This window comes from Micromonospora rosaria, assembly GCF_001567585.1.
Classification (GTDB): domain Bacteria; phylum Actinomycetota; class Actinomycetes; order Mycobacteriales; family Micromonosporaceae; genus Micromonospora; species Micromonospora rosaria.
Genome location: NZ_LRQV01000017.1, coordinates 44304 through 64639 on the forward strand (window position 1 = coordinate 44304; position 20336 = coordinate 64639).

Sequence of the window (20336 nt, forward strand, 5' to 3'; positions counted from 1 at the left end):
GCCCTTCCTTTCACCGGGGTAGGGGGTCGCGGACCAGAGGGCAGGACATGCAGCGCGGGCCGCCCCGGCCGGAGCCCAGCTCGGAGCCGGCGATCCGGATCACCTCGATGCCGGCCCGTTCGAGCTGGGCGTTGGTCTCGACGTTGCGTTCGTACCCGACGCAGAGCCGGGGGGCCAGGGCGAGGGTGTTGTTGCCGTCGTCCCACTGTTCCCGTTCGGCGGTGACCGGGTCCAGGCCGGTGTCGATCACCCGCAGCCGGTCGAGCCCCATCGCGTCGGCCGCCGCGCGCAGGAACGGCGCCGCCGGGCCGACCCTCGGCACGCCGTCCTCGCCCGGCACCACCGGGTACGCGGTCAGCGTGTCGGCCACGTTGGGGTACATCAGCACGGCGTCGACGTCGACCATGGTGCAGACCGTGTCCAGGTGCATGGTGGCCCGCTCCTGGGCGATCGGGACCACCAGGATGGTGTGCGCCAGTCCGGCGGCGAAGACCTGCCGGGCGAGGCGTTCCGCGCCGGCCGGGGTGGTCCGCTCGCCCACCCCCACGGCGAGGACGCCGGGGGCGAGCAGCAGCACGTCGCCGCCCTCCAGTGGCTCCAGGCGGGGGTGGTAGACGAGTTCGGTGCCGGCGAAGCGGGGGTGGTGCCGGTAGATCGCCTCGGTCAGGGTGGTCTCCCGGCGACGGGCCGGCATGGCCAGGCTGGTGACCCCGACCCGGTCGCCGATCCAGACCGCCGAGTCCCGGGTGAAGAGCAGGTTCGGCAGCGGGTCGATGACGAAGTCGTGCCGGTCCATCAGGGTGTAGACCAGGCCACCGGGCCGGTCCGGGCCGAGCCGCAGTTCCTCGTGGGCCAGCCCGGCGACGAGGACCCCGGCGAGGGCGACCGGGTCCAGGTAGGCCAGGTGCTCGGCGACCCGGCGGCGGAGGGTGTCGCCGAGCCGGGGCGAGCGCAGCACCTGGTCGGTCAGGTCGGCGCGGGCCTCGGTGACGGCGAGCGTCTCGGCGAGCAGGGTGGCGAGGTAGAGCACCTCCACACCGCGTTCCCGCAGCGCAGCGGCGAAGGCGTCATGCTCCTCCTGCGCCCTTCCCACCCATGGGATAGCGTCGAACAGCAAGGAGTCGTTGTTCCGGGGGGTGAGTCGGGCGAGTTCCGGGCCGGGGCGGTGCAGCAGCACCGTGCCGAGCGCGCCGACTTCACTGTCCACATGGTGGGTCACCCTGGCAGCGTAGGCAGGGATTGTCGGCATGCGAGAAAAGACGTGGGGGTGAATATGGCATTCATCCGCACTCACTCCGGCGCTCCACCTTGCCGAACACCGCCCCAGGCAACGTAGGGTAGTGAGGACATAACTTCGAGGGACCTTTTGCCGGAGGTCGCGATGACTGTCTATCCCGCACGACGAGCCGTACCCACCGGTCGGGCACTGCCGCCCGCCGACGTCTCCCAGGACCGGGGCGAGGCCCCCGGCCTGCTCGGGTCGGCCCGTCCGACACCGATGGAGTGGGCCCGGCGTCGCCGGGCCGAGCGGGGCGCCCGCCGGCTGGAGGCTGCCGGAGCCCGCGCCCTCGGGCAGCTCGACCACCTCGGGCCGTCCTGGCACGTCGTCGAGTGGCCCCGCACGGACCCCACCGACCTGCTGCTCGACCCCGGGCAGGACGACCGCGCGGGTTTCCTCGCCATCGGTCCGAGCGGGCTCTTCGCGATCACCATCGCCGACCACGGCCGCTCCCGCGTGCTGGTCGCCGGGGACGTGGTGCAGATCAACGGCAAGCGCCCGCCCTACGTGCAGGAGACCCGCCGCGACGCCAAGCGCGCCGCCAAGGCCCTCACCGACGCGGTCGGCCTGCCGATCCCGGTGACGCCGGTGCTGATCTTCGTCGGCTCCGGCGTGATCAGCGTCTACGGTCTGCCGAAGGACTGTCTGATGGCGACCCACCGGGAGTTGGACCGGCTTCTCGTGGCCGGGGGCAACCGGATCAGTCCGGCGACCGCCGAGAAACTCTCCCAGGTCGCCCAGCACCCCGGCACCTGGCTGAAGGGCACGTACCGTCCGGCGGGCGACTACCGGTGGTACGACGAGGGCCGAACGGCCGCTGACAAGGCGGCCAACCGACGGTAACGTCTCGGGCGACGCCACGTGGCCTGTTCCACCGAGCTGCCTCACCCCTTCCGTCCGCGCCGCCCACCCGGACGTCCGGCCTCGTGCCGGCGGTCCGGCGGTCCGGCATGGCCGGGCGGGAAGCACGACGACCGGCTAGCGTGGACGGACCGGCGGTGTACCTAGGAGGCGCGGTGGCCCACGTCGAACTCTCGCTCTCGGAAGCGTTCGTGCCGCCTCTCGCGGAGTCCGAGTCCGACGCCGTCGACACCTGGTCCGCGACCGTCTCCCGGGCCGCCGAGCCGTGCCTGCTGATCGACGCGGAGACCAAGGTCGTCGCGGTCTCGTCGTCCGGCTGCCGGCTGCTCTGCCTTGGCACGCCGGAGGAGGTGATCGGGCTTCCGCTGCTCGACGGCGGCCTGCGCCTGCTCGACTTCACCGCCTACCGTGGCGAGCTGACCGAACAGGACACCGACAAGATCCCCCCGCTGCTGGCGCTGCACTCGGGCCGGCTGGCCCGGGGGCTGCTGCGCGTCCAGGCGACGGCCGGCGCGCCGGACGCGACCGTGGACGCCATCTCCACCCCGGTGCTCACCGGCGGCGTGGTCGCCGGCTCCCTCACCTTCTTCTCCGAGGTCTGACGGGCGGCTCCCGCACCGTCGTCGCCGACGGATGGCTGCCGCACTTTTTCGCCGCGGCCCGACGGGCGGCGGCCGGCGCGGGACCGCGCCCGTTTTCCCGCGATCTGGCACCCGGACCCACCCGCCCTTGTGCCCGATTTCGCATGTTCTGATGGCTGATCCCCGGCGGCCGGGCCGGCGACGGCCACCGGGGTTCCGCCCGCTCGACCATTCCGAGCGGGGGCGACGCGCGTCAACTCGTCCTGCGGTGCCGCCTTCACCTGCGGCGAAGCGCCTTCTACGATGGGCTCAACCCCCGCAGACAGTGATGTTCTCCGATGCAAGGATCGGCTCGTGCCGCCCACCGCACCCCGTCACACCCCGTCCCGCCGGCTGGTCGTCCCGGTCGCGCTGCTCGTCCTGCTGTCCGCGACCGCCTGCGGCACCCCGCCGGAGCTGCAGAGCTCCGGGCGACTGCCACCGCCCCGGCCGGTCACCCCGACCGCCGACCCGTCGGCACCGGGCGGTACGCCGCCCCCCGGTGCCGCGCCCGGGTCGCCGCTGCCACCGGGGGGCCTGCCGGGATCGCCGCTGCCGCCCGGCGGCCTGCCGGGGTCGCCACTGTCACCGGGCGGGCTGCCCGGGACACCGGGGACCGAGCTACCCGGCGGCTGGCCGGGATCGCCGGCCCCCGGCGCGCCCGGTGTGGTGCCGCCTGGCGGCCTTCCCGGCGCCACCACGGGCCCACCCCCGGTCGGCTCCGGACCGACCGCGACCGCCTGCTCCAACGGCCCCAGCGCCAGCACCGTGATCGCGCTGGTGCGCGGCCGGCCCCGGCTGCTGCCCACCGGGGCGCGGGCGAAGGTGCAGACCGGTCCGCTCTGTGCCGACGACTGGCACTGGACCATGCTCGACGTCACCGGGCACGAGCGTCTCCAGGTGGTCACCCGGGGCAAGCCCGGCGCGCCCGAGCTGGTCACCGCCGGCACCGACGTCTGCACCGCCGAGGTACGGGCCACCGCCCCGGCCGGCATCCGGACGCTGGCCTGCGACGGCGTCCCGGCCAGCTGACCGACCGCTCCCGGGCACGGGAATCCCACAGGGGCTGGTGGCGGACGCCCTCCGGGCCGGGTACCGGAACCGGACGCCGGCCTGCCGGGGCGTCCCGGGTGCGTAGGCTGTCGCCATGCCCGGAACACCGCCGACCCGTTTCGTCTACCTCGGCCCTGAAGGCACCTTCTCCGAGCAGGCGCTGCGCACCGTTCCCGCCGCCGAGCACGGCACCCGTACCCCGGCCCGCAGTGTGCCGGAGGCGCTGGACGCCGTCCGGAGCGGGGAGGCCGACGCCGCCCTGGTGCCGCTGGAGAACTCGATCGGCGGAGCGGTCGGGGTGACCCTGGACGAGTTGGCCGAGGGGGAGCCGTTGGTGATCACCCGGGAGGTGATCCTGCCGGTGGACTTCGTGCTCGGCGCCCGGCCGGGTACGACGCTGGCCTCGGTACGGTCGGTCGCCGCCCACCCGCAGGCGTCCACCCAGTGCCGGCAGTGGCTGCGCACGTACCTGCCGGACGCGGTGGTGGTCGACGTGCTCTCCAACGGCGCGGCGGCGACCGGCGCGGCGACCGGCGAGTACGACGCGGCGATCTGCGCCCCGATCGGCGCGACCCGGCACCGGCTGGCCGTGCTGGCCGACAAGCTCGGCGACCACCCCGACGCGGTCACCCGGTTCGCCCTGGTCTCCCGGCCCGGTCCGCCCCCGCCGCCCACCGGCGACGACGTGACCACGCTGGCCGTCTACATCGCCCACGACCGGGTGGGCGCCCTGCTCTCGGTGCTGATGGAGCTGGCGGTACGCGGGGTCAACCTGACCCGGATCGAGTCCCGGCCCACCGGCGAGGCCCTCGGCCGGTACGTCTTCGTCCTCGACTGCACCGGGCACGTGGCGGACGTCCGGCTCGGCGAGGCCCTCCAGGGGCTGCGCCGGGTCTGCGCGGACGTCCGCTTCCTCGGCTCGTACCCCCGGCACCGCTGGGCCACCTCGGCGGCGGGCGACCGACCGGTGCCCGCCCCGGTCGGGCTCTCCGACTCCGACTACGCCGACGCGGCGGCCTGGCTTGCCCGCCTCCGCCGCGGCGAGTGACCGCCCACACCCCGGCCGGCACCCCAGCGGCCCGCCCCACGGTGCCGGCCTGAGGCACGGTGCCGGCCTGAGGCACGGTGCCGGCCTGAGGCACGGTGCCGGCCTGAGCCACGGTGCCGGCCTGAGCCACGGTGCCGGCCCTGACGCACGCGCCGGCCTGACGCACACGGCGGCGCGGCAGCCCGACGGCGGTGTTAAGAAGGGGCCCCTGCTCTACCGAAAGCGTTAAGAAGGGGCCCCTCCTTACACCCAAGCCGCTAGCTGAACAGGCTGCCGAGGCCGCCGCTCTGCTCCTGCTGGCCGCTGCCGGCGACCGGCGGCTCCTCGGAGGGCTGGACCACCACGAAGCCCTGGCCGGCGAAGCTCATCGTGAACGCCTCGCCGGTCCGCCGGCCGAGCAGCGTGCCCAGGCCGAACTGCTCGGCGCGGTGGTACCCGGTCTGGAGGTTGGCCGACCAGCAGACGATCGCCTGCGGGTCGACGTAGGTGGGGGCGTCCACGCTGAGCACGACCGGGGCGCCCTTGGTGGTGATGGCGATCCGGCCGTAGCCGGTGAAGATGCAGTTGAACAGGCCGGACGCGGCCATTCCGGTGCCGCCGACCATCCGGATATCGTACTGGAGGGTGGGGTCGAAGGCCAGCACGCTGGAGCCGTTGATGGAGAGCGCGTCCCCTGGCTCCAGGTCGATGACGTGCACGTCCTTGGCGAAGTCGGCGAGGAAGACGTCCCCCTGGCCGGTGAGCTTCATCAGCGGCACGCCCTCGCCGGTCAGCTTCTGCTTGAGGAACTTGCCGAGCCCGCCGGAGCCGAGCGCCTGGAACTGCACGTGCCCCTGGTAGGCGACCATCGACCCGACCCGGGCCATCGCCTCCCCGTTGAGCCGGATCTTCAACATCTTGGAGTTCTGCAGCCGCATGCCGGGCTGGGCGGACTCCTTCTCCAGGTTCTCCGCGGAGAACAGCTCGCTACGCATGGTGGGGGTGCCTCCTGATTCGCGTACCTGCCCGCGACGGTAGGGCAGCATCGCAAGGCCGCCCTCGCGGGCGGACCCACCGGGCCGCCGGCCGCCGGACGAGGGCCGGGAGGCAGGTGGCAGGGGGCGGGGGCAGACGGGCGGGCGGCGGCGGTCAGGCCCAGCCCAGGTCGTGCAGCCGGTCGTCGTCGATGCCGAAGTGGTGGGCGATCTCGTGCACCACGGTCACCGCCACCTCGTCCACGACGTCGTCCTCGGTGTCGCAGATCCGCAGGATCGGCCGGCGGTAGATGAAGATCCGGTCCGGCAGCACCCCGGAGTAGTCCCAGCCCCGGCTGGTGAGCGCGTGCCCCTCGTAGAGCCCGAGCAGCTCCGGCTCACCGGGGGGCGAGTCCTCCTCGACCAGGATCACCACGTTGCTCATCAGGCCGAGCAGTTCCTCGGGCACCTCGTCGAGCGCCTCGCCGACCAGTACCTCGAAACGCTCTCGGCTCATCTCGACCGGCACGCCACCATTCTGCCCGACGCGCGCGCCGGCTTCAGCGCACGCAGCACCGCCCGCGGCACCCGCCGGCCCCGTCCGGGTACGGCGGGGCCGGCGGGCACGGCACGTGCGGGTGGATCGTCAGGAGGCGAGGCGGGCGGTGAGACTGATCTGCGCGCCCGGCGACAGCAGCCGCGAGATCGGGCAGTTCTCCTTGGCGCCCTCGGCCAGCTTGGTGAACTGCGCCTCGTCGATGCCCGGCACCTCGCCGACGGTCTCCAGGTCGATCCGGGTCACGGTCATCCCGGCGTCCGTCTTGTCCAGGTGAACCTTGGCGGTGGTCTCGACGGAGGTGGCCGGCGAGCCGGCGTCGGCCAGCAGCTTGGACAGGGCCATCGAGAAGCAGCCGGCGTGCGCGGCGCCGATCAGCTCCTCGGGGTTGGTCCCCTCCCCCTCCTCGAAACGGGACTTGAAAGAGTAGTTCCCGGCGAAGCCGCCCTTACCGGTACGGACCGTGCCGGACCCCTCGGTGAGGGTGCCCTGCCAGCGTGCGGAAGCGGTACGAATAGGCATGCCCTGACGCTAACCGAAGCCGGGCCGCCCGGCGACCAGCCCGCGTGCTATCGGGTCGACGACCAGTGTCTGTGTCATGATTCGCCTCGGGCCGACGCGGTGCCCGGACGGACGACGACCGGGGCGACGCGCGGTCCGGACCGACCGACGGCCGGGATCTCCCGACGGTTCCGGCGCCCGCAGGCGGAAGGATGGCCGATGTCCCAGGATCTCCCCATCCCACGACAGCAGGAGATCGCCATCCCACGGCAGCAGGAGGACCGCGCCGACGGCCCGGCCGTCCTGGAGTGGGGGCCGACGGCGGAACGGCCGGCCGGCCGGATCGGCCGTACCCTGTCCGACCTGGGTCGGGACCGGCGGCTCCCGCCGGTGCTGGCCGGGCTGGGGGCGGTGGCCGCGGTGGCCTCACTGGTCGGCGAGTGGCTGGTGATGACCGTGCCGAACAGCGGCCCCGAGGGCAACACCGCGCTGCGGATCCCGGGCAACGTCTCCGAGGTCGGCGGCTTCGGGGTCGGGTACCTGGTCGGGCTGCTCGCGTTGAGCGGTGTGGTGGCGCTCGCGCTGGGCGGCACCCCGAGCGTCCGGCGCAACGCCCGCACGGCCGGCCTGGCCCTCGCGGCGGCGCTGCTGGCGCTGCTGGTCGCCACCGCGTTCGCCCTCGACGACCCGGGCCAGCGCACCCTGTTCTACTCCCCGGAGGACGGCTTCGAGGTCGAGTACGGCCGGGGGCTGGTGATGGCCTTCGTCGGGTGTCTCTTCCTCGCCGGGGCGCTCCAGCTCAGCGGCTCCGGTCGGCGTCCGGCGACCACCGGCGGGCGGGCGGACGACGCGACCGACGGCGGGGACGACCCGGCGACCGACGGTCCCGCCGGGCGGCCGGAGCACGGCGACGACCCGCCGGCCGGGTTCGCCGGCTGGCGGCGGGGCCGCCGGGACCGGCGGGCGGCGGACGAGGACGACCTGCCCGCGCCGGCCGACCTCACCGTCCAGCCGACCGTGCCGTTCGCCCGCCCGGAACCGCCGGCCTGACCCGCCCGCCCAGGGGTGGCGGGCCCGGCACGGCGACGTCACCCGGTGTCCGCCCCGGGTTGGTGCCCGATTAGCGCGGAAGCCGTGGTTGCGACCGGTTTTCCGAGGTACGGTTGCTGCCCGCCGTCGTGGGTCCAGCAGCAACCGGCCCACCAGGCGGCCGGCACGACGGCGGCGGGCGAAGGAGGAACGATGACCCGCCCGGGACTGCCCAAACTGATCGCCACCGACCTCGACGGGACGCTGGTCCGCAGCGACGACACCGTCTCCGCGTACACGCACGGGGTGCTGGACCGGGTGCGGGCCGCCGGTATCCCGGTGGTCGGCGCGACCGGCCGGGGTCCCCGGTTGACCGAGTTGACCCGCAACGACATCCGCGCGGCGGACTTCCTGGTGCTGGCGGGCGGCGGCCGGGTGGTCGACCAGAGCGACCCCGCCGGTCCGGTGGTGCTGCGCGACGTCCGGCTCCCGGCCGACGTGCTGGCCCGGTTGCTGACCGACCTGGAGGCCGAGGTCGGCCCGCTGACCGTGATGGTCGAGGCGCTGGACCACCACGACGCCCCGCTCTGGGGCGACTACCACCCGAGCTGGCCGTACCAGGACCGGTTCGAGGCCCGGACCCGGGCCGAGTGCCTGGCCGGGGACGTGATCAAGGCGTTCGTCCGGACCGCCGACCACCACGTCGACGACCTGCTGGCGACCGCGCGGCGGATCGTGCCGCCGCAGGTGGCCACCCTCACCCAGGCCGGGCTCGGCTTCGTCGAGATCTGCCCGCCGGCGACCGACAAGGCCACCGGGCTGACCGTGGTGGCGCAGACGCTCGGCGTCGACCCGGCCGACGTGCTGGTCTTCGGGGACATGCCCAACGACCTGCCGATGTTCGAGTGGGCCGGCTGGGCCCGGGTGGCGGTCGCCAACGCCCACCCGATGGTCCGGGCCGCCGCCGACGAGGTGACCCTGCGCAACGACGACGACGGGGTGGCGGTGTACCTCGACCGGCTGCTCTCCCGCTGACGACTACGCTGCCGGTGATGGGAGACCGACCCCGCCTCGTCGCCACCGACCTCGACGGCACCCTGCTCACCGACGACCGGACGATCAGCCGCCGTACCGCCGACCTGCTGGTCCGCCTCCGCGCGGAGGGCACGCCGGTGGTGCTGGTCACCGGCCGTCCGATCCGCTGGCTGCAACTGGTGTACGACCAGCTCCCCGAGCCGCTGCCGGCGATCTGCGCCAACGGCGCGGTGGTGTACGACCCGACCACCGACGAGGTGCTCCGGGCCGACCCGCTCGCCCCGGACCTGCTCGCCGAGGTGGCCCGCCGGCTCCGGGCCGCGGTGCCGGGGGTGAGCTTCGCGGTGGAGGTGGCCGACAGCCGGCAGATGCGCCACGAGACGCACTACCCGCTGCGCTGGGACGCCGACCTGGACGCCATCCGGGCCGTCGAGTCGCCGGAGGACCTGCACTCCGTACCGGCGGTGAAGCTGCTGGCCCGCGCCGGTGAGCAGGACCCGGACGTCTTCGTCGAGGTGGTGGCCGGGGCGTTGCAGGGGCTGGCCGAGGCGACCCACTCCTCGTACGGCGGGCTGGTGGAGATCTCCGCCGCCGGCGTGACCAAGGCCGCCGGGCTGGCCTGGTACTGCGACCGGGACGGCATCGCCGCCCGGGACGTGCTCGCCTTCGGGGACATGCCCAACGACGTGCCGATGCTGACCTGGGCGGGCCGGGCGGTGGCGGTGGCGAACGCGCACCCCGCCGTCCTCGCGATCGCCGACGAGGTGACCTCGGCGAACTCCGAGGACGGCGTGGCCACGTACCTGGCGAAGGTGTTCGGGCTCGACGGGGCCGACCCGGCCGGCTGACCCGGCCGGGGCCGGCCGCTGGTCAGAGGTACTGACCGGTGCTGTGCCCCTCGCCGCCGGGCTGGCCGCCCACGCCCGGCATCCCCGGCACGATCCCGCCGGGGCCGCTGGGCAGCGCCCGCTGGCCGGAGCGCATCTGCTCCAACTGCACCCGGGCGGCCATCTGCTGGGCCACCAGGGCGGCCTGGATGCCGTGGAACAGGCCCTCCAGCCAGCCGACGAGCTGGGCGTGGGCGATCCGCAGCTCGCCCTCGCTGGGGGGCTGCTCCTCGGCGAAGGGCAGGGAGATCCGCTCCAGCTCCTCCCGCAGCTCGGGCGCGAGGCCCTCCTTCAGCTCGACGATCGACCGCTCGTGGATCTCCCGCATCCGGTTGCGGCTGGCGTCGTCCAGCGGCGCGGCCTTGACCTCCTCCAGCAGCTGTTTGATCATGCTGCCGATCCGCATCACCTTGGCCGGCTGCTCGACCAGGCGCGCGGGGTCCTCGCCCGCCTGCGCCTCGTCGGTCTGCACGGTGCCGACCGGCCGCCCGTCCGGGCCGACCACCACCACCGTGCCGGGCACGCCGGCACCGTCGCGGCCCGGCTCGTCTTCCTGTCCAGCGGAGCGCGCTTGCGTCATGGCACCCATCTTGACCCAGGCCCCGCCGGGCCCGCTCGCCGGGACCGGTTCCCACCCCGCCGACCCCGCCCGACGCGCCGGTGCGCGCGGCCGACCGGCCCCGCCCACCGGGACCGTTCCCGGGCCCACCCGGCCCCGCCCACCGGGACCGTTCCCGGGCCCACCCGGGGCCGCCCGCCGAGACCAGGGGCTACCCGGCGGTAGCCGCACAGGTGGGCGCGCTACCGTCGCGGCCATGACCACCGACCCGCGGGCCGTGCTCAGCCGGCCCAGCCCGCCGCCGGACGTCACCGTCCGTTACGGCGAGCAGCCGGACCAGGTCGCCGACCTGCGGCGGCCGGGCGGCGCCGGGCCGGCCCGCCGGCTGGTCGTGGTGGTGCACGGCGGCTTCTGGCGGGCGGAGTACGACCGGACCCACACCGGGCCGCTCGCGGCGGCCCTGGCGGACCTGGGTCATCCGGTGGCCCAACTGGAGTACCGGCGGACCGGCCAGCCCGGGGGCGGCTGGCCGGGCACCCTGTCCGACGTCGTCACCGGGGTCGCGGCGCTGCCCGCGCTGGCGGCCGGGGCGCTGCCGGGCCGGGTGACCGCCGACCCGCCGGTCCTGGTCGGCCACTCGGCGGGCGGACACCTGGCCCTGTACGCGGCGGCGCACGCCCCGGCCACCGTCGGCGGGGTGCTGGCGCTGGCCCCGGTGGCGGACCTCGCCGAGGCGTACCGGCGGGACCTGGACGGCGGCGCGGTGGCCGCGCTGCTCGGCGGTGGCCCGGCGGACGTGCCCGACCGGTACGCCGCCGCCGACCCGCTCACCCGGCTGCCGCTGCGGACCCGCACGGTGGTGCTGCACGGCACCCTGGACCAGCAGGTGCCGGTGGAGCTGAGCCGGGGCTACGTGGCCGCGGCGACCGCCGCCGGATCGACCGTCACCTTCGTTGAGCTGCCTCGATGCGAGCATTTCGGGCTCATCGATCCGGAGTCACCGCACTGGCCCCACGTGACCAGCGCGTTACGGTCCCTGCACAATGATTGACGGAGCATGACCGAGCAGGTAGAACGCCGAGGGGCGGCGGTTCGGCCCAGCCCCCTACCGGGAAGGACGCTGGTGTCGGAGATGAACCGTAGGCGGGCCCTGCAACTGCTGGCCGGGCTCGGCGCCGCCGGGCTGGTCGCGGGGTGCGGATCGGATGACGACGATGCCCCGACAGCCAGCGGGACACCTGTACGGATCGGTCTCGTCGCGCCGACGACCGGGGCGCTCAAGCCCATCGGCACCGAGATCGTCAACGGCTTCCAGCTCTACCTCGACCTCAACGGGGGACGGCTCGGCGGGCACCCGGTCGAGTTGGTCACCGCCGACGAGGGCGAGAACGCCCGCACCGGTCAGGCGGCGGTCGACGGCCTGCTCAAGCAGAACGTGCTCGCGCTCACCGGGGTGGTCAACTCGGCGGTCATGGTCGCCATCCGGGACGCCGTCGAGCAGGCCCGGGTGCCGCTGATCGGCTCCAACGCCTCGCCCGCCACCCTGCAGAGCGTGGTCTACATCTGGCGGACCTCGTACGTGCTGAACGAGCCGGGCGAGGCGATGGGGTCGTACCTGCGCCAGCAGCTCCCGACGAACAGCCGGGTCGCCGTGATCGCGCCGGAGAGCGTCGGCAGCCGGGACGTGGTCGAGGGCTTCCGCAACGGCTTCGGCGCGGACGACCCCCGCATCGCCGACCCGGTCGTCTGGACCGACGCCGCCACCAACCCCGGCGACAGCGCGTACACCGCCGACATCCAGCGGGCGCTGGACCGCGACCCGGACGCCGTCTTCTGCTTCTTCGACGGCCAGGCTGCCGTGCAGTTCATCAAGCAGCTACGGCGGGCCGGCTACCGGGGCCAGGTGTACGCTCCCGGGTTCCTCACCGAGGGCACCGTGCTCGGCGAGGTCCGGGAGCCGGAGGCAGCCGGGATCATGACCGCGCTGAACTACTCGGCCGACCTGAACAACACCGCCAACCGGCAGTTCGCCTCCGTGTACCGCAAGACGCACAACACCTCGCCGACCACCTACGCGATGGCCTCGTACGACGCGGCGCAGGTGCTCGACGCCGCGATCCGGCTCGCCGGTGACACGCCGACCGCGCAGGAGGTCAACCTGGCGCTCGGCCGGATCGGCCAGATCGACAGCCCGCGCGGGGCGTGGCAGTTCAACCAGTCGCGTACCCCGCAGCAGCGGTGGTACCTGCGCAAGGTCCAGCGCGACGGCGAGGTGCTCTCCAACGTCCTGATCAACGAGCTGGCCACGCTGGGCTGAGCCGCCCGGCCGGTGCGGTGCCCCACCGGCGGCGGGCCGGTCGGTGCGGTGGTCGCCGGGCGGCGGGTCGGTCAGGGGCGCAGTTCGGCGACGCAGCACTTCACGCTGCCGCCGCCCTTGCGCAGCTCGGCCAGCTCCACCGGCACCGGCTGGTACCCGGCGGCGCGGAGCGTGCCGGCGAGCCGGGTCGCCTCGCTGGCGAGCACCACGTGGCGACCGTCGCTGACCAGGTTGAGCCCGAACGCCAGCGCGTCCTCGTCGGCGGCGAGCACCGCGTCCGGGAAGAGCTGGGCGAGCACCCGCTGGCTGGCCACCGAGAAGGCGCCGGGAAAGTAGACGACGTTCGCGTCGTCGAGCGCGGCGAGCGCCACGTCCAGGTGGTAGAAGCGCGGGTCGACCAGGTGCAACGACACCACCGGCCGACCGAGCGCCTCCTGCGCCTCGGCGTGCGCCGGCAGCTCGGTCCGGAAGCCGTACCCGGCGAGGAGCAGGCCGCCGTGGGCCTCCGGCAGGTACGCGAAGTCGCCCTCCCCCTCGTTGGTCCGTACCGGGGCGACGAACCGCCAGCCCCGTGCCTCGTACCAGCTCCGGTGCGCGGCGGCCTCGGCGCTGCGCTGCTCGTGGCGGAACCGGGCACCGTACGCCGTGCCGTCCACGGTGACCGCGCCGTTGGCCGCGAAGACCATGTCCGGCAGGCCCGGCTCGGGATCGAGCAGGTGCACCTCGTGTCCGAGACCGATCAGGGTCTCGCGCAGTCCGTCCCACTGCTTCACGGCGAGTTCCGGATCGACCGGGGTCGCCGGGTCCATCCACGGGTTGATCGCGTACTCGACCGCGAAGTGCGCGGGCGAGCACATGAGGTATGTCCGCTTTCGCGCGACTCGCTGCTGCTCCACGGTCACCAAGCGTAGGTAGCGTACAACTTTAGGAACAGCCACGAACATTGCTTGCCGAAGGCGGAACGTTGCAGATAGATGCGGTAGACCAGCAGATCATTGCGTTGCTCGTCGCCGACGCGCGCGCGTCGTACGCGGACATCGGTACCCGGGTGTCACTCTCCGCACCGGCGGTGAAGCGCCGGGTCGACCGGCTCCGCTCGGCCGGGGTGATCCGGGGGTTCACGGCGGTGGTCGACCCGGCGGCGGTCGGCTGGACCACGGAGGCGTTCGTCGAGTTGTTCTGCGCCGGCCGGACCACTCCGGGCCAACTCAGCGCGGCCACCCGCCGGCACCCGGAGGTGGTCGGGGCGTACACCGTCTCGGGCGAGGCGGACGCGCTGGTGCACCTGCGGGCCGCCGACATCTCCCACCTGGAGGCGGCGCTGGAACGGCTACGCGCGGAACCCTTCGTGACCTCGACACGGAGCACGATCGTGCTGTCCCGGCTGGTCGAGTCCCCGGGAGTGGGACCGGCCACCGGCTGACCCCGTCCCGGCGGTGCGGGTGGGACCGGCCGGTGACCGGGACGGCTCAGAGGTACATGCCGGTGCGGGGCTCGCCCTCGTCGCGCTTGCCGGGCTTGTCGCCCTCGCCGAAGAACCGCTTCCCGCCGAACTCGCCATGCAGCCGGTCGTCCAGTTCGTCGGCGAGCCCCGTCATCACCTGCACGGCCAGCATGAGGTGGGTGGGCTGGAAGTCCCGGCCGAAGACCGGGATGGACGCCCAGACCGTGTCGTCGGCGCAGTAGAGCCGGCCGATCGGCATCCGGTTGGTCAGCTCGGAGAGCTTGACGTACAGCCGCTCGGTCGGCTCGACCTGGGTGAGCACCGGGGAGAAGACGTCGACCAGGGGAGGGTTGTCCCGGACCCGGACGAAGACCATCGCCGACCCGGCCCGGATGTTGATGTCCCCGTCCTGGTCGACCTGCAACTGGTCGGCGGTGGACTTCAGCATCGTCGAGACGACGGTGCGGACCCGCTCGTCGAGGGCGAGCACGTCCTTGTCGACGGTCGCGCCGGGGGCCGCGGCGGCGGCCAGCGCCTCGTCGAGGTCGGCCTCCACGTCGCGGTCCGGGCCGAACTCGCTGCGGGCCGTGCCCAGCGGCTCCACCGGGACCGGCTTGCCCGCGCTGTCGTGCACCAGGTAGACGAGGAAGGCCGGGTGCGGGGCACCGTAGACGTCCCGCAGCGTGCGGGAGAGCAGGGCGGCGAGCTTGCTCGCCTCCGCGCTGGTGGCCGCCAGCCCGAAGTCCTCGCCCGAGCCCTCCACCACGCCGGGCGGCGACCAGCCGAGGGCGACCATGTCCGCCACGGCCGCCCGGTCCAGCCGGTACCCCGTCGGGAGCGTGGCGTTGCCGACCGCCCGCGCCGAGATCCGGCCGTCGGTGTCGAGGTCGACGCTGATCGAGTACACGGCGTCGCCGGTGCCGGAGGCGGTCGGGTCGAGGGTCAGCTCGATGTGCGTGCCGGCGGGCAGGTCCCGCAACCGTTCGGCGAACGCGCGGGCGAACTCCTGCCAGGCCTGGGTCACCTTGGCCCGCAGGTCGGCCGTGGTGGGCTCGTCGAGCAGGACCGACTCGTGGTGCTCCGGCGTGCCGCCGTGTTCCGTCGGGGCGCCGCCGGAGGGGTCCGCCGGCGCTGAGGGGTGGTCTGCCGTCATGATCGCCTCCGTCCGTCAAGGTCACCCTACCCACGGCGCACGCGGACGGATCAGCCGCGACCGGGATCGGACAGCGCCGGGGTCAGGCCGGGCGGTCGCCGCCCAGCTCCACCGGCCAGGTGCCGGCCAGGGCGCTGAGCCGGGCGGCGGTCGCGGCGGGGTCCGCCCCCCGCCCGACCGCGACCCCCAGCAGGTACGCGGTGACCGGGGCACCCGGGCGCAGCACCTGGTGGGCCACGTCCCGGGCCAGGTCCAGCACGGCGGGGACCGGCACCTCGGCCGGGTCGAGACCCAGTTCGGCGCAGGCCGCCGTGACCCAGTCGTCCATCACCGTCATCGTGCCCACTCCTCCGCCCGCCGTACGTCTTCGTCAGTGTCGCAGTCGAACCAGGGCGGCGGCCCGGTACCGGCCCAGGGCAGGTCCACCACGGTCAGGCCGGCCAGCAGGGTCCGGACCGACGCCCCGGCGAGGCTCCCGCCCCGCTCCCCGGCCAGCCGGTCCAGGGCGGCGCGCAGCGCCGGCACCCGCCACACCCCGCAGAGCGACTGCCGGCGTCCACCGGCGTCGCGGTAGCAGACCCCGTCGGCCGTACCGTCGGCCAGCCCGCGCCGCAGCGCCGTCACCGCGTCCGGGGTGAGGAACGGCAGGTCGGCGGCGAGCAGGGCGACCACGGGGACGTCGGCGCCGAGCAGCGCCAGTCCGGCCGAGGCGGCGGCGACCGGGCCCCCGCCGGCCGGCTCCTCCCGGGTCACCCACACCCCGGCGAGCGGCCCGGTATCGGGGGCGGACAGCCCGGTGTCGGGAGCGGAGGGGTCGATGTCGGGTGGGGGCGGGCCGACGAGGACGCGGGGGGTGGCGTCGGCCACCGCCGCCAGCACCCGGTCGCGCAGGGGCCGCCCGCCCACCGGTACGCCCGGCTTGTCCACGCCGCCCATCCGGCGGGCCGCGCCGCCGGCGAGCACCACCGCCGCGTACCCCGAACGCGCCGTCGACGACGCCGTAGCCACGCTCACGCGGGCCACGGTAGCGGTCCGGAGGGCGGCGTCACCCGGTTCGGGCAGGATGGCGGGATGGGACGTGCCACCGACCGCCGCCGGACGGTCCGGATCGACCTCGACGCGACGGGCGGCCCCGTCTCGGTCCGGCGACCCGACAGCATCTCCGTCGAGGAACCACTGGAGATCCGGGTCGGACCGGCCGGGCCGGGTCGACGCCGCCCGCTCGCGGTGACCATGCGGACCCCCGGCGACGACCTGGACCTGGCGGTCGGTTTCCTGCTCACCGAGGGGCTGATCCGGTCGGCGGACGACGTGCTGACCGCCCAGCTCTGCGCTGGCGACCAGACCCCCAACACGTACAACGTGGTGGACGTGGTGCTCGCCCCCGGCGTACCCGAGCCGGTCGCCGACCCGGCGCGGAACTTCTACACCACCAGTTCCTGCGGGGTGTGCGGGAAGGCGAGCATCGACGCGGTACGCACCCGGTCGGTCTTCGCCGTGGCCGACGACCCGCTGACCGTGCCGGCGGAGGTGCTGGCCGCCCTGCCGGACCGGCTCCGGGCCGCGCAGCGGGTCTTCGACCGCACCGGCGGCCTGCACGCCGCCGGCCTGTTCACCGCCGAGGGGGAGCAGGTGGTGCTCCGGGAGGACGTCGGCCGGCACAACGCGGTGGACAAGGTGATCGGCTGGGCGGTGCGCGCGGGGCGGCTGCCGCTGGCCGGGCACCTGCTGCTGGTCTCCGGCCGGGCCAGTTTCGAGCTGACCCAGAAGGCCTGGATGGCCGGGGTACCGCTGCTCGCGGCGGTCTCCGCGCCGAGCAGCCTCGCCGTCGACCTGGCCGAGGAGGCCGGCCTGACCCTGGTCGGCTTCCTCCGGGGCCGGACCATGAACGTCTACGCCGCCCCGCACCGGGTCACCGTCTGACCCGCGTGCCGGTGCCCCTCCGGGACCCGGGCTGACCGGCCTACCGGTGCCCGGCGCGGGTCAGCCGCCGATCACGCCGGGCCAGAGCCGGATGGCGGCGTCGCGGGCGAGCAGGAACCCCGCGATACCGAGGATCCAGCCCAGCGTGCCGCCGGCATGCTTCGTGATCCACTCGTTCAGCCGGGCCAGCAGCGGCTCGATCAGCCTCGGCACGGCGAGCCGCGCGCCGAGCAGCACCACCGCCGGCAGCACCATCACCAGGCAGTACCCGCCGAGCAGGGCCGCCGTGGTGGCGGCGGGCAGCTCCGCCGTGGTCATCAGGCCAACGGCCGCCAGGTACGGCAGCATCGTCGCCACCTCGGCCAGCGCGGCCAGCAGCGCCAGCCCGACCAGCCAGCGGACCGACGAGTCCCCGCTGGTGGCCCGGTCCCGCCAGCGCAGCACCCCGCCGCCGGCCTTACGTCGCTTGCCGTCGTACCGGAAGCTCAGCGCGAACAGGCCCACCCCGAGCGCCAACTGCGTCCAGAGCACCGGGCGGCTGTCCAGCGTCCCGTCGAGGGCGCTGGCGATCCGGGTGCCGCCGACGGCGAGCAGCACCCCCACCACGAAGTAGAAGACGGCGATGGTGCCCAGGTACGCCAGGATCCGCCGGACGTTGATCCGGCCAGGTGCCATCAGCAGCCAGATCGGGATGAACAGGGTCCCGATACTGGTGCTGTCGATCAGCGCGAGCCCGGCGAGCGACAACAGCAGCCCGGCGCTCACCCGACACGCTCCCGGGTGGTGGTCATACATCCAGTGTCAGCGCGGCCCCGACGCAGCAGGTCGTCGCGGGAGACGATCTGCCCGTACATCCTTCGACCCACAGCCGGGCCACCGACGGGTGGCGTTCCTCTCGTCGCTGTCCGGGGCGGTCCACCTTTCAGCGCCTGTCGAGCTGATGTCCTCAACGATTCACACCTGTCGGGCCGTCAGGCCGACGACCCATGCAGTGGGGACGGGCCCGTCGGGGACGAGCCGGGGCGGGTGATCACGGGGCCGGGTCAGCCCCCGGCGGGATCGTGGGCGCGGGTCAGCCAGGAACGGCGGGCAGGGCCACGGGTCGCCGTCGGTCGGGCAGCGCCACGCCGGACCGGCGGCGACGTGGTCGATGTCCCTGATCACCGGGTACCCCTGGCGGGCGGCTCGGACCGTGCGGCCTGGCCCGGCGTGAGTCGCCCGACCGGACCGGGGCGGTCGTGGCGGGTGGTCCGTTGGTTCGCGGCGGGCACCGGGACCACGCCGCGAGGGGGCAGGCGCGGCGGCGACGCCAGAATCGGATACGCATGAGTCCCCTCCGGGCGGTTGGTGGTGGGATGGGTCGCCCCGCTCTCTGGGAGGAGTCGGAAGGCCCCGGGACGACCCCTCGTGGACACCGCGACGGGCATCGAATCCGGCGCCCTGGGGACAACCATCCCCTACCGTCCCGCCGGACCCCCGTCGCCGGTGTCCTGACAACCACACTGGGTGAACAGCCCCTACGCTCGGAAGGTGCGGGCGCCGGGGATGTGGGCGACGCTGACGCGGCGGGGCCGGCCGGCGGAACGTCGTCGTTGACCAGCCGGATGACATGGATACGCTCTTTGAGCGGTGGGGGAACGTCCGTAGCGAGTCGCTGTCGCGGCGGCAATCCCTAGAGCTGATCAAGGGAGTGGCGAGCCAATGGACCTGACCGGTGCCCGGTGGCGGAAGAGCACTCGAAGCGGCACCAGCGGCGGCAACTGTGTCGAGGTCGCCGACAACCTTCCCGGCATGGTCGCCGTCCGCGACTCGAAGGACCCGACCGGCCCAGCGCTGGCGTTCGCACCCGGCGCGTGGCAGGCATTCGTCGGCGGCACCGCCGGGCGCGCCTGAGCGTCGCGCCGTTCCCTGGCGGGCAGACGCCCGCCATGCCACGAAGCGCCCCGCCTGTGCGTGATGCCGGGCGGAAGCATCCGCGGGTGCCGCTTTCCAGCCGGCCGCGGCAATGCCGGGACGGCCTCGGGTCAGCGCCGACGGGGTCGGCGGCGGCGCTGGCGGAGCACGCCCGGGGTGACGGGGGCCTCCACCGCCGGCCAGCCGTCCAGCTCGGACGGGGGCACCCCGCGCCGGAGCAGGTCGTCCAGCAGGAGGGCCAGCGAGTAGTCGGGGTGCTCGGCCAGGGCGCGTTCCAGGGTCACCGCAGCCAGCGCGCCCTGCCCGGCCCGCCAGGCGGCGAAGGCGAGCAGGCTGGCGGGGGCGGCGCTCAACTCCGGCTCGGCCCGACGCAGCACGTCCGTCCAGAGGTCGATGTCCGCCTCCCGCCCGTCGGTCCGTTCCCAGGCGTGGTCGCGGACCGGGAGGTGGGTCAGGAGCAGGCTGAGCCAGGCCACCTCGTCGTCGGTCAGCCGTACGCTCCGGCGCTGGCTACGGAACGCGGCGCGGACCGCCGCCCGACCGGCCGCCCGGACCGACCGGCCGCCGCGCCCGCCCGCCTCCGGTTCCGCCGCCACCAACGCGACGAGCCGTTCCTCAGCCCGGTCGGTGGCCCGCCGCATCGCCGCGCGGTCCGGGTCGCCGACCGCCGCCACCCGGGCGACGAGGGCGGCCCGGTCGGGGAGGGCGACCTGGCCGGCGAAGACCGCCGCCGCGCTGACCTCGCTGGCCTGCGGGTCGTACGGGGTGCCGTCGGGGGGACAGCAGCCGGGTTGGGTGCACAGGTACGACCAGTAGCGCCCGTCCGCCACCCGCAGGGCGTCCAGCAGGAGCAGGCCCCGCCCGTCGAGCGCGGCGCGGACCGCGTCGACCGCGCCCGTGACCCGGGCGGGCGGGCCGTACCCGAGCACGGTGGCCGCCTCCGCGCCCTGCCGGCCGACCACGTCGACGAGGTGCCGGGCGTTGTGGTGCGGGTCGGCGTCCCGGTCGGGCAGGTCCGCGCGGGCGGCGAAGACGATCTGCCGGCCCCGGAGGGCGACCACCACCACGCTGTCGGTGGGATGGAAGCCGAGCAGGTACGGCACGGCGGCGATGAGGTCGGCGGGGCAGCGGACGGCGAGCCGGGGTCGGTCGATCGGGGTCATGCGGGCAGCCTGCGTCGCGGCGTCGTCCCCGGACGACCCCT

Annotated in this window: 23 protein-coding genes; 12 read left to right on the forward strand and 11 right to left on the reverse strand. The window is 74.6% G+C overall.

The window, feature by feature from the left end:
• Nucleotides 1-10 precede the first annotated feature (10 nt).
• Nucleotides 11-1249: an arginine deiminase gene (locus AWW66_RS07750; RefSeq protein WP_211271863.1), complete on the reverse strand. Its 1239-nt coding sequence runs from the start codon at nucleotides 1247-1249 to the stop codon at nucleotides 11-13.
• Nucleotides 1250-1381: 132 nt separating this feature from the next.
• Here AWW66_RS07750 and AWW66_RS07755 point away from each other — a divergent pair, with 132 nt between their 5' ends.
• The 4 genes from AWW66_RS07755 to pheA all read left to right on the forward strand — a co-directional run bounded on the left by AWW66_RS07755 (nucleotide 1382) and on the right by pheA (nucleotide 4861).
• Nucleotides 1382-2122, forward strand: a complete 741-nt coding sequence (locus AWW66_RS07755) for a hypothetical protein (RefSeq protein WP_067361878.1) — start codon at nucleotides 1382-1384, stop codon at nucleotides 2120-2122.
• A gap of 173 nt (nucleotides 2123-2295) precedes the next feature.
• A complete protein-coding gene (locus AWW66_RS07760; protein WP_067361880.1) occupies nucleotides 2296-2742 on the forward strand; it encodes a hypothetical protein in 447 nt (148 codons plus the stop codon).
• Nucleotides 2743-3075: 333 nt separating this feature from the next.
• Nucleotides 3076-3792, forward strand: coding sequence for a hypothetical protein (locus AWW66_RS36355; RefSeq protein WP_396890625.1), 717 nt, complete (start codon nucleotides 3076-3078; stop codon nucleotides 3790-3792).
• A 115-nt stretch (nucleotides 3793-3907) separates the two neighbouring features.
• A complete protein-coding gene (gene pheA / locus AWW66_RS07770; RefSeq protein WP_067361882.1) occupies nucleotides 3908-4861 on the forward strand; it encodes a prephenate dehydratase in 954 nt (317 codons plus the stop codon).
• A gap of 257 nt (nucleotides 4862-5118) precedes the next feature.
• On the opposite strand, the gene AWW66_RS07775 is transcribed toward pheA, so the two are convergent.
• From AWW66_RS07775 to AWW66_RS07785, 3 genes are all read right to left on the reverse strand, one after another.
• Nucleotides 5119-5835: an AIM24 family protein gene (locus tag AWW66_RS07775; protein WP_067361884.1), complete on the reverse strand. Its 717-nt coding sequence runs from the start codon at nucleotides 5833-5835 to the stop codon at nucleotides 5119-5121.
• Nucleotides 5836-5989: 154 nt separating this feature from the next.
• The gene (locus tag AWW66_RS07780; RefSeq protein WP_067361959.1) at nucleotides 5990-6331 is read right to left on the reverse strand and encodes a metallopeptidase family protein; all 342 of its coding nucleotides are present in this window, start codon (nucleotides 6329-6331) and stop codon (nucleotides 5990-5992) included.
• Nucleotides 6332-6460: 129 nt separating this feature from the next.
• Entirely contained in the window at nucleotides 6461-6892 is a 432-nt protein-coding gene (locus tag AWW66_RS07785; RefSeq protein WP_067361886.1) for an OsmC family protein, read from the reverse strand.
• 198 nt (nucleotides 6893-7090) lie between these two features.
• Between AWW66_RS07785 and AWW66_RS07790 the strand changes: the two genes are divergently transcribed.
• The 3 genes from AWW66_RS07790 (at nucleotide 7091) to AWW66_RS07800 (ending at nucleotide 9783) form a co-directional block, all read left to right on the forward strand.
• Nucleotides 7091-7921 (forward strand): hypothetical protein, encoded by an 831-nt coding sequence (locus tag AWW66_RS07790; RefSeq protein ID WP_067361888.1) that lies wholly within the window; start codon nucleotides 7091-7093, stop codon nucleotides 7919-7921.
• Nucleotides 7922-8113: 192 nt separating this feature from the next.
• A complete protein-coding gene (locus AWW66_RS07795; RefSeq protein WP_067361891.1) occupies nucleotides 8114-8935 on the forward strand; it encodes an HAD family hydrolase in 822 nt (273 codons plus the stop codon).
• Nucleotides 8936-8952: 17 nt separating this feature from the next.
• Nucleotides 8953-9783: an HAD family hydrolase gene (locus AWW66_RS07800; RefSeq protein ID WP_067361894.1), complete on the forward strand. Its 831-nt coding sequence runs from the start codon at nucleotides 8953-8955 to the stop codon at nucleotides 9781-9783.
• A 22-nt stretch (nucleotides 9784-9805) separates the two neighbouring features.
• Here AWW66_RS07800 and AWW66_RS07805 read toward each other — a convergent pair whose 3' ends face one another.
• Nucleotides 9806-10411 carry a bacterial proteasome activator family protein gene (locus tag AWW66_RS07805; protein WP_067361897.1) on the reverse strand — a complete coding sequence of 202 codons (606 nt, stop codon included), beginning with the start codon at nucleotides 10409-10411 and terminating at the stop codon, nucleotides 9806-9808.
• A 226-nt stretch (nucleotides 10412-10637) separates the two neighbouring features.
• On the opposite strand from AWW66_RS07805, the gene AWW66_RS07810 reads away from it, so the two are divergent.
• Nucleotides 10638-11432, forward strand: a complete 795-nt coding sequence (locus AWW66_RS07810; protein ID WP_067361900.1) for an alpha/beta hydrolase family protein — start codon at nucleotides 10638-10640, stop codon at nucleotides 11430-11432.
• A gap of 72 nt (nucleotides 11433-11504) precedes the next feature.
• Nucleotides 11505-12698, forward strand: a complete 1194-nt coding sequence (locus tag AWW66_RS07815) for an ABC transporter substrate-binding protein (protein ID WP_067361902.1) — start codon at nucleotides 11505-11507, stop codon at nucleotides 12696-12698.
• Between the two features lie 71 nt (nucleotides 12699-12769).
• On the opposite strand, the gene ddaH is transcribed toward AWW66_RS07815, so the two are convergent.
• Nucleotides 12770-13603: a dimethylargininase gene (ddaH, locus tag AWW66_RS07820; RefSeq protein WP_342671915.1), complete on the reverse strand. Its 834-nt coding sequence runs from the start codon at nucleotides 13601-13603 to the stop codon at nucleotides 12770-12772.
• Nucleotides 13604-13662: 59 nt separating this feature from the next.
• Here ddaH and AWW66_RS07825 point away from each other — a divergent pair, with 59 nt between their 5' ends.
• A complete protein-coding gene (locus tag AWW66_RS07825) occupies nucleotides 13663-14121 on the forward strand; it encodes an Lrp/AsnC family transcriptional regulator (RefSeq protein ID WP_067361908.1) in 459 nt (152 codons plus the stop codon).
• A 46-nt stretch (nucleotides 14122-14167) separates the two neighbouring features.
• On the opposite strand, the gene AWW66_RS07830 is transcribed toward AWW66_RS07825, so the two are convergent.
• The 3 genes from AWW66_RS07830 to mobA form a co-directional block, all read right to left on the reverse strand.
• The gene (locus AWW66_RS07830) at nucleotides 14168-15295 is read right to left on the reverse strand and encodes a T3SS (YopN, CesT) and YbjN peptide-binding chaperone 1 (protein WP_067361911.1); all 1128 of its coding nucleotides are present in this window, start codon (nucleotides 15293-15295) and stop codon (nucleotides 14168-14170) included.
• A gap of 82 nt (nucleotides 15296-15377) precedes the next feature.
• Nucleotides 15378-15632 (reverse strand): DUF6457 domain-containing protein, encoded by a 255-nt coding sequence (locus AWW66_RS07835; protein ID WP_067361914.1) that lies wholly within the window; start codon nucleotides 15630-15632, stop codon nucleotides 15378-15380.
• Nucleotides 15629-16231, reverse strand: a complete 603-nt coding sequence (mobA, locus tag AWW66_RS07840) for a molybdenum cofactor guanylyltransferase (protein WP_157527256.1) — start codon at nucleotides 16229-16231, stop codon at nucleotides 15629-15631. Before mobA ends, AWW66_RS07835 begins: the two co-directional genes overlap by 4 nt.
• 135 nt (nucleotides 16232-16366) lie before the next feature.
• Here mobA and fdhD point away from each other — a divergent pair, with 135 nt between their 5' ends.
• Complete coding sequence (fdhD, locus tag AWW66_RS07845) at nucleotides 16367-17218, forward strand: formate dehydrogenase accessory sulfurtransferase FdhD (protein WP_067361920.1); 852 nt, start codon at nucleotides 16367-16369, stop codon at nucleotides 17216-17218.
• 60 nt (nucleotides 17219-17278) lie between these two features.
• On the opposite strand, the gene AWW66_RS07850 is transcribed toward fdhD, so the two are convergent.
• The gene (locus AWW66_RS07850; protein WP_067361923.1) at nucleotides 17279-17983 is read right to left on the reverse strand and encodes a GAP family protein; all 705 of its coding nucleotides are present in this window, start codon (nucleotides 17981-17983) and stop codon (nucleotides 17279-17281) included.
• Between the two features lie 936 nt (nucleotides 17984-18919).
• Between AWW66_RS07850 and AWW66_RS07855 the strand changes: the two genes are divergently transcribed.
• Nucleotides 18920-19111 (forward strand): DUF397 domain-containing protein, encoded by a 192-nt coding sequence (locus AWW66_RS07855; protein WP_067361926.1) that lies wholly within the window; start codon nucleotides 18920-18922, stop codon nucleotides 19109-19111.
• Nucleotides 19112-19242: 131 nt separating this feature from the next.
• Here the strand turns inward: AWW66_RS07855 and AWW66_RS07860 are convergent, their stop codons facing one another.
• On the reverse strand, nucleotides 19243-20295 hold the full coding sequence (locus AWW66_RS07860) for a DUF4192 domain-containing protein (RefSeq protein WP_067361929.1): 1053 nt from the start codon (nucleotides 20293-20295) through the stop codon (nucleotides 19243-19245).
• Nucleotides 20296-20336 lie beyond the last annotated feature (41 nt).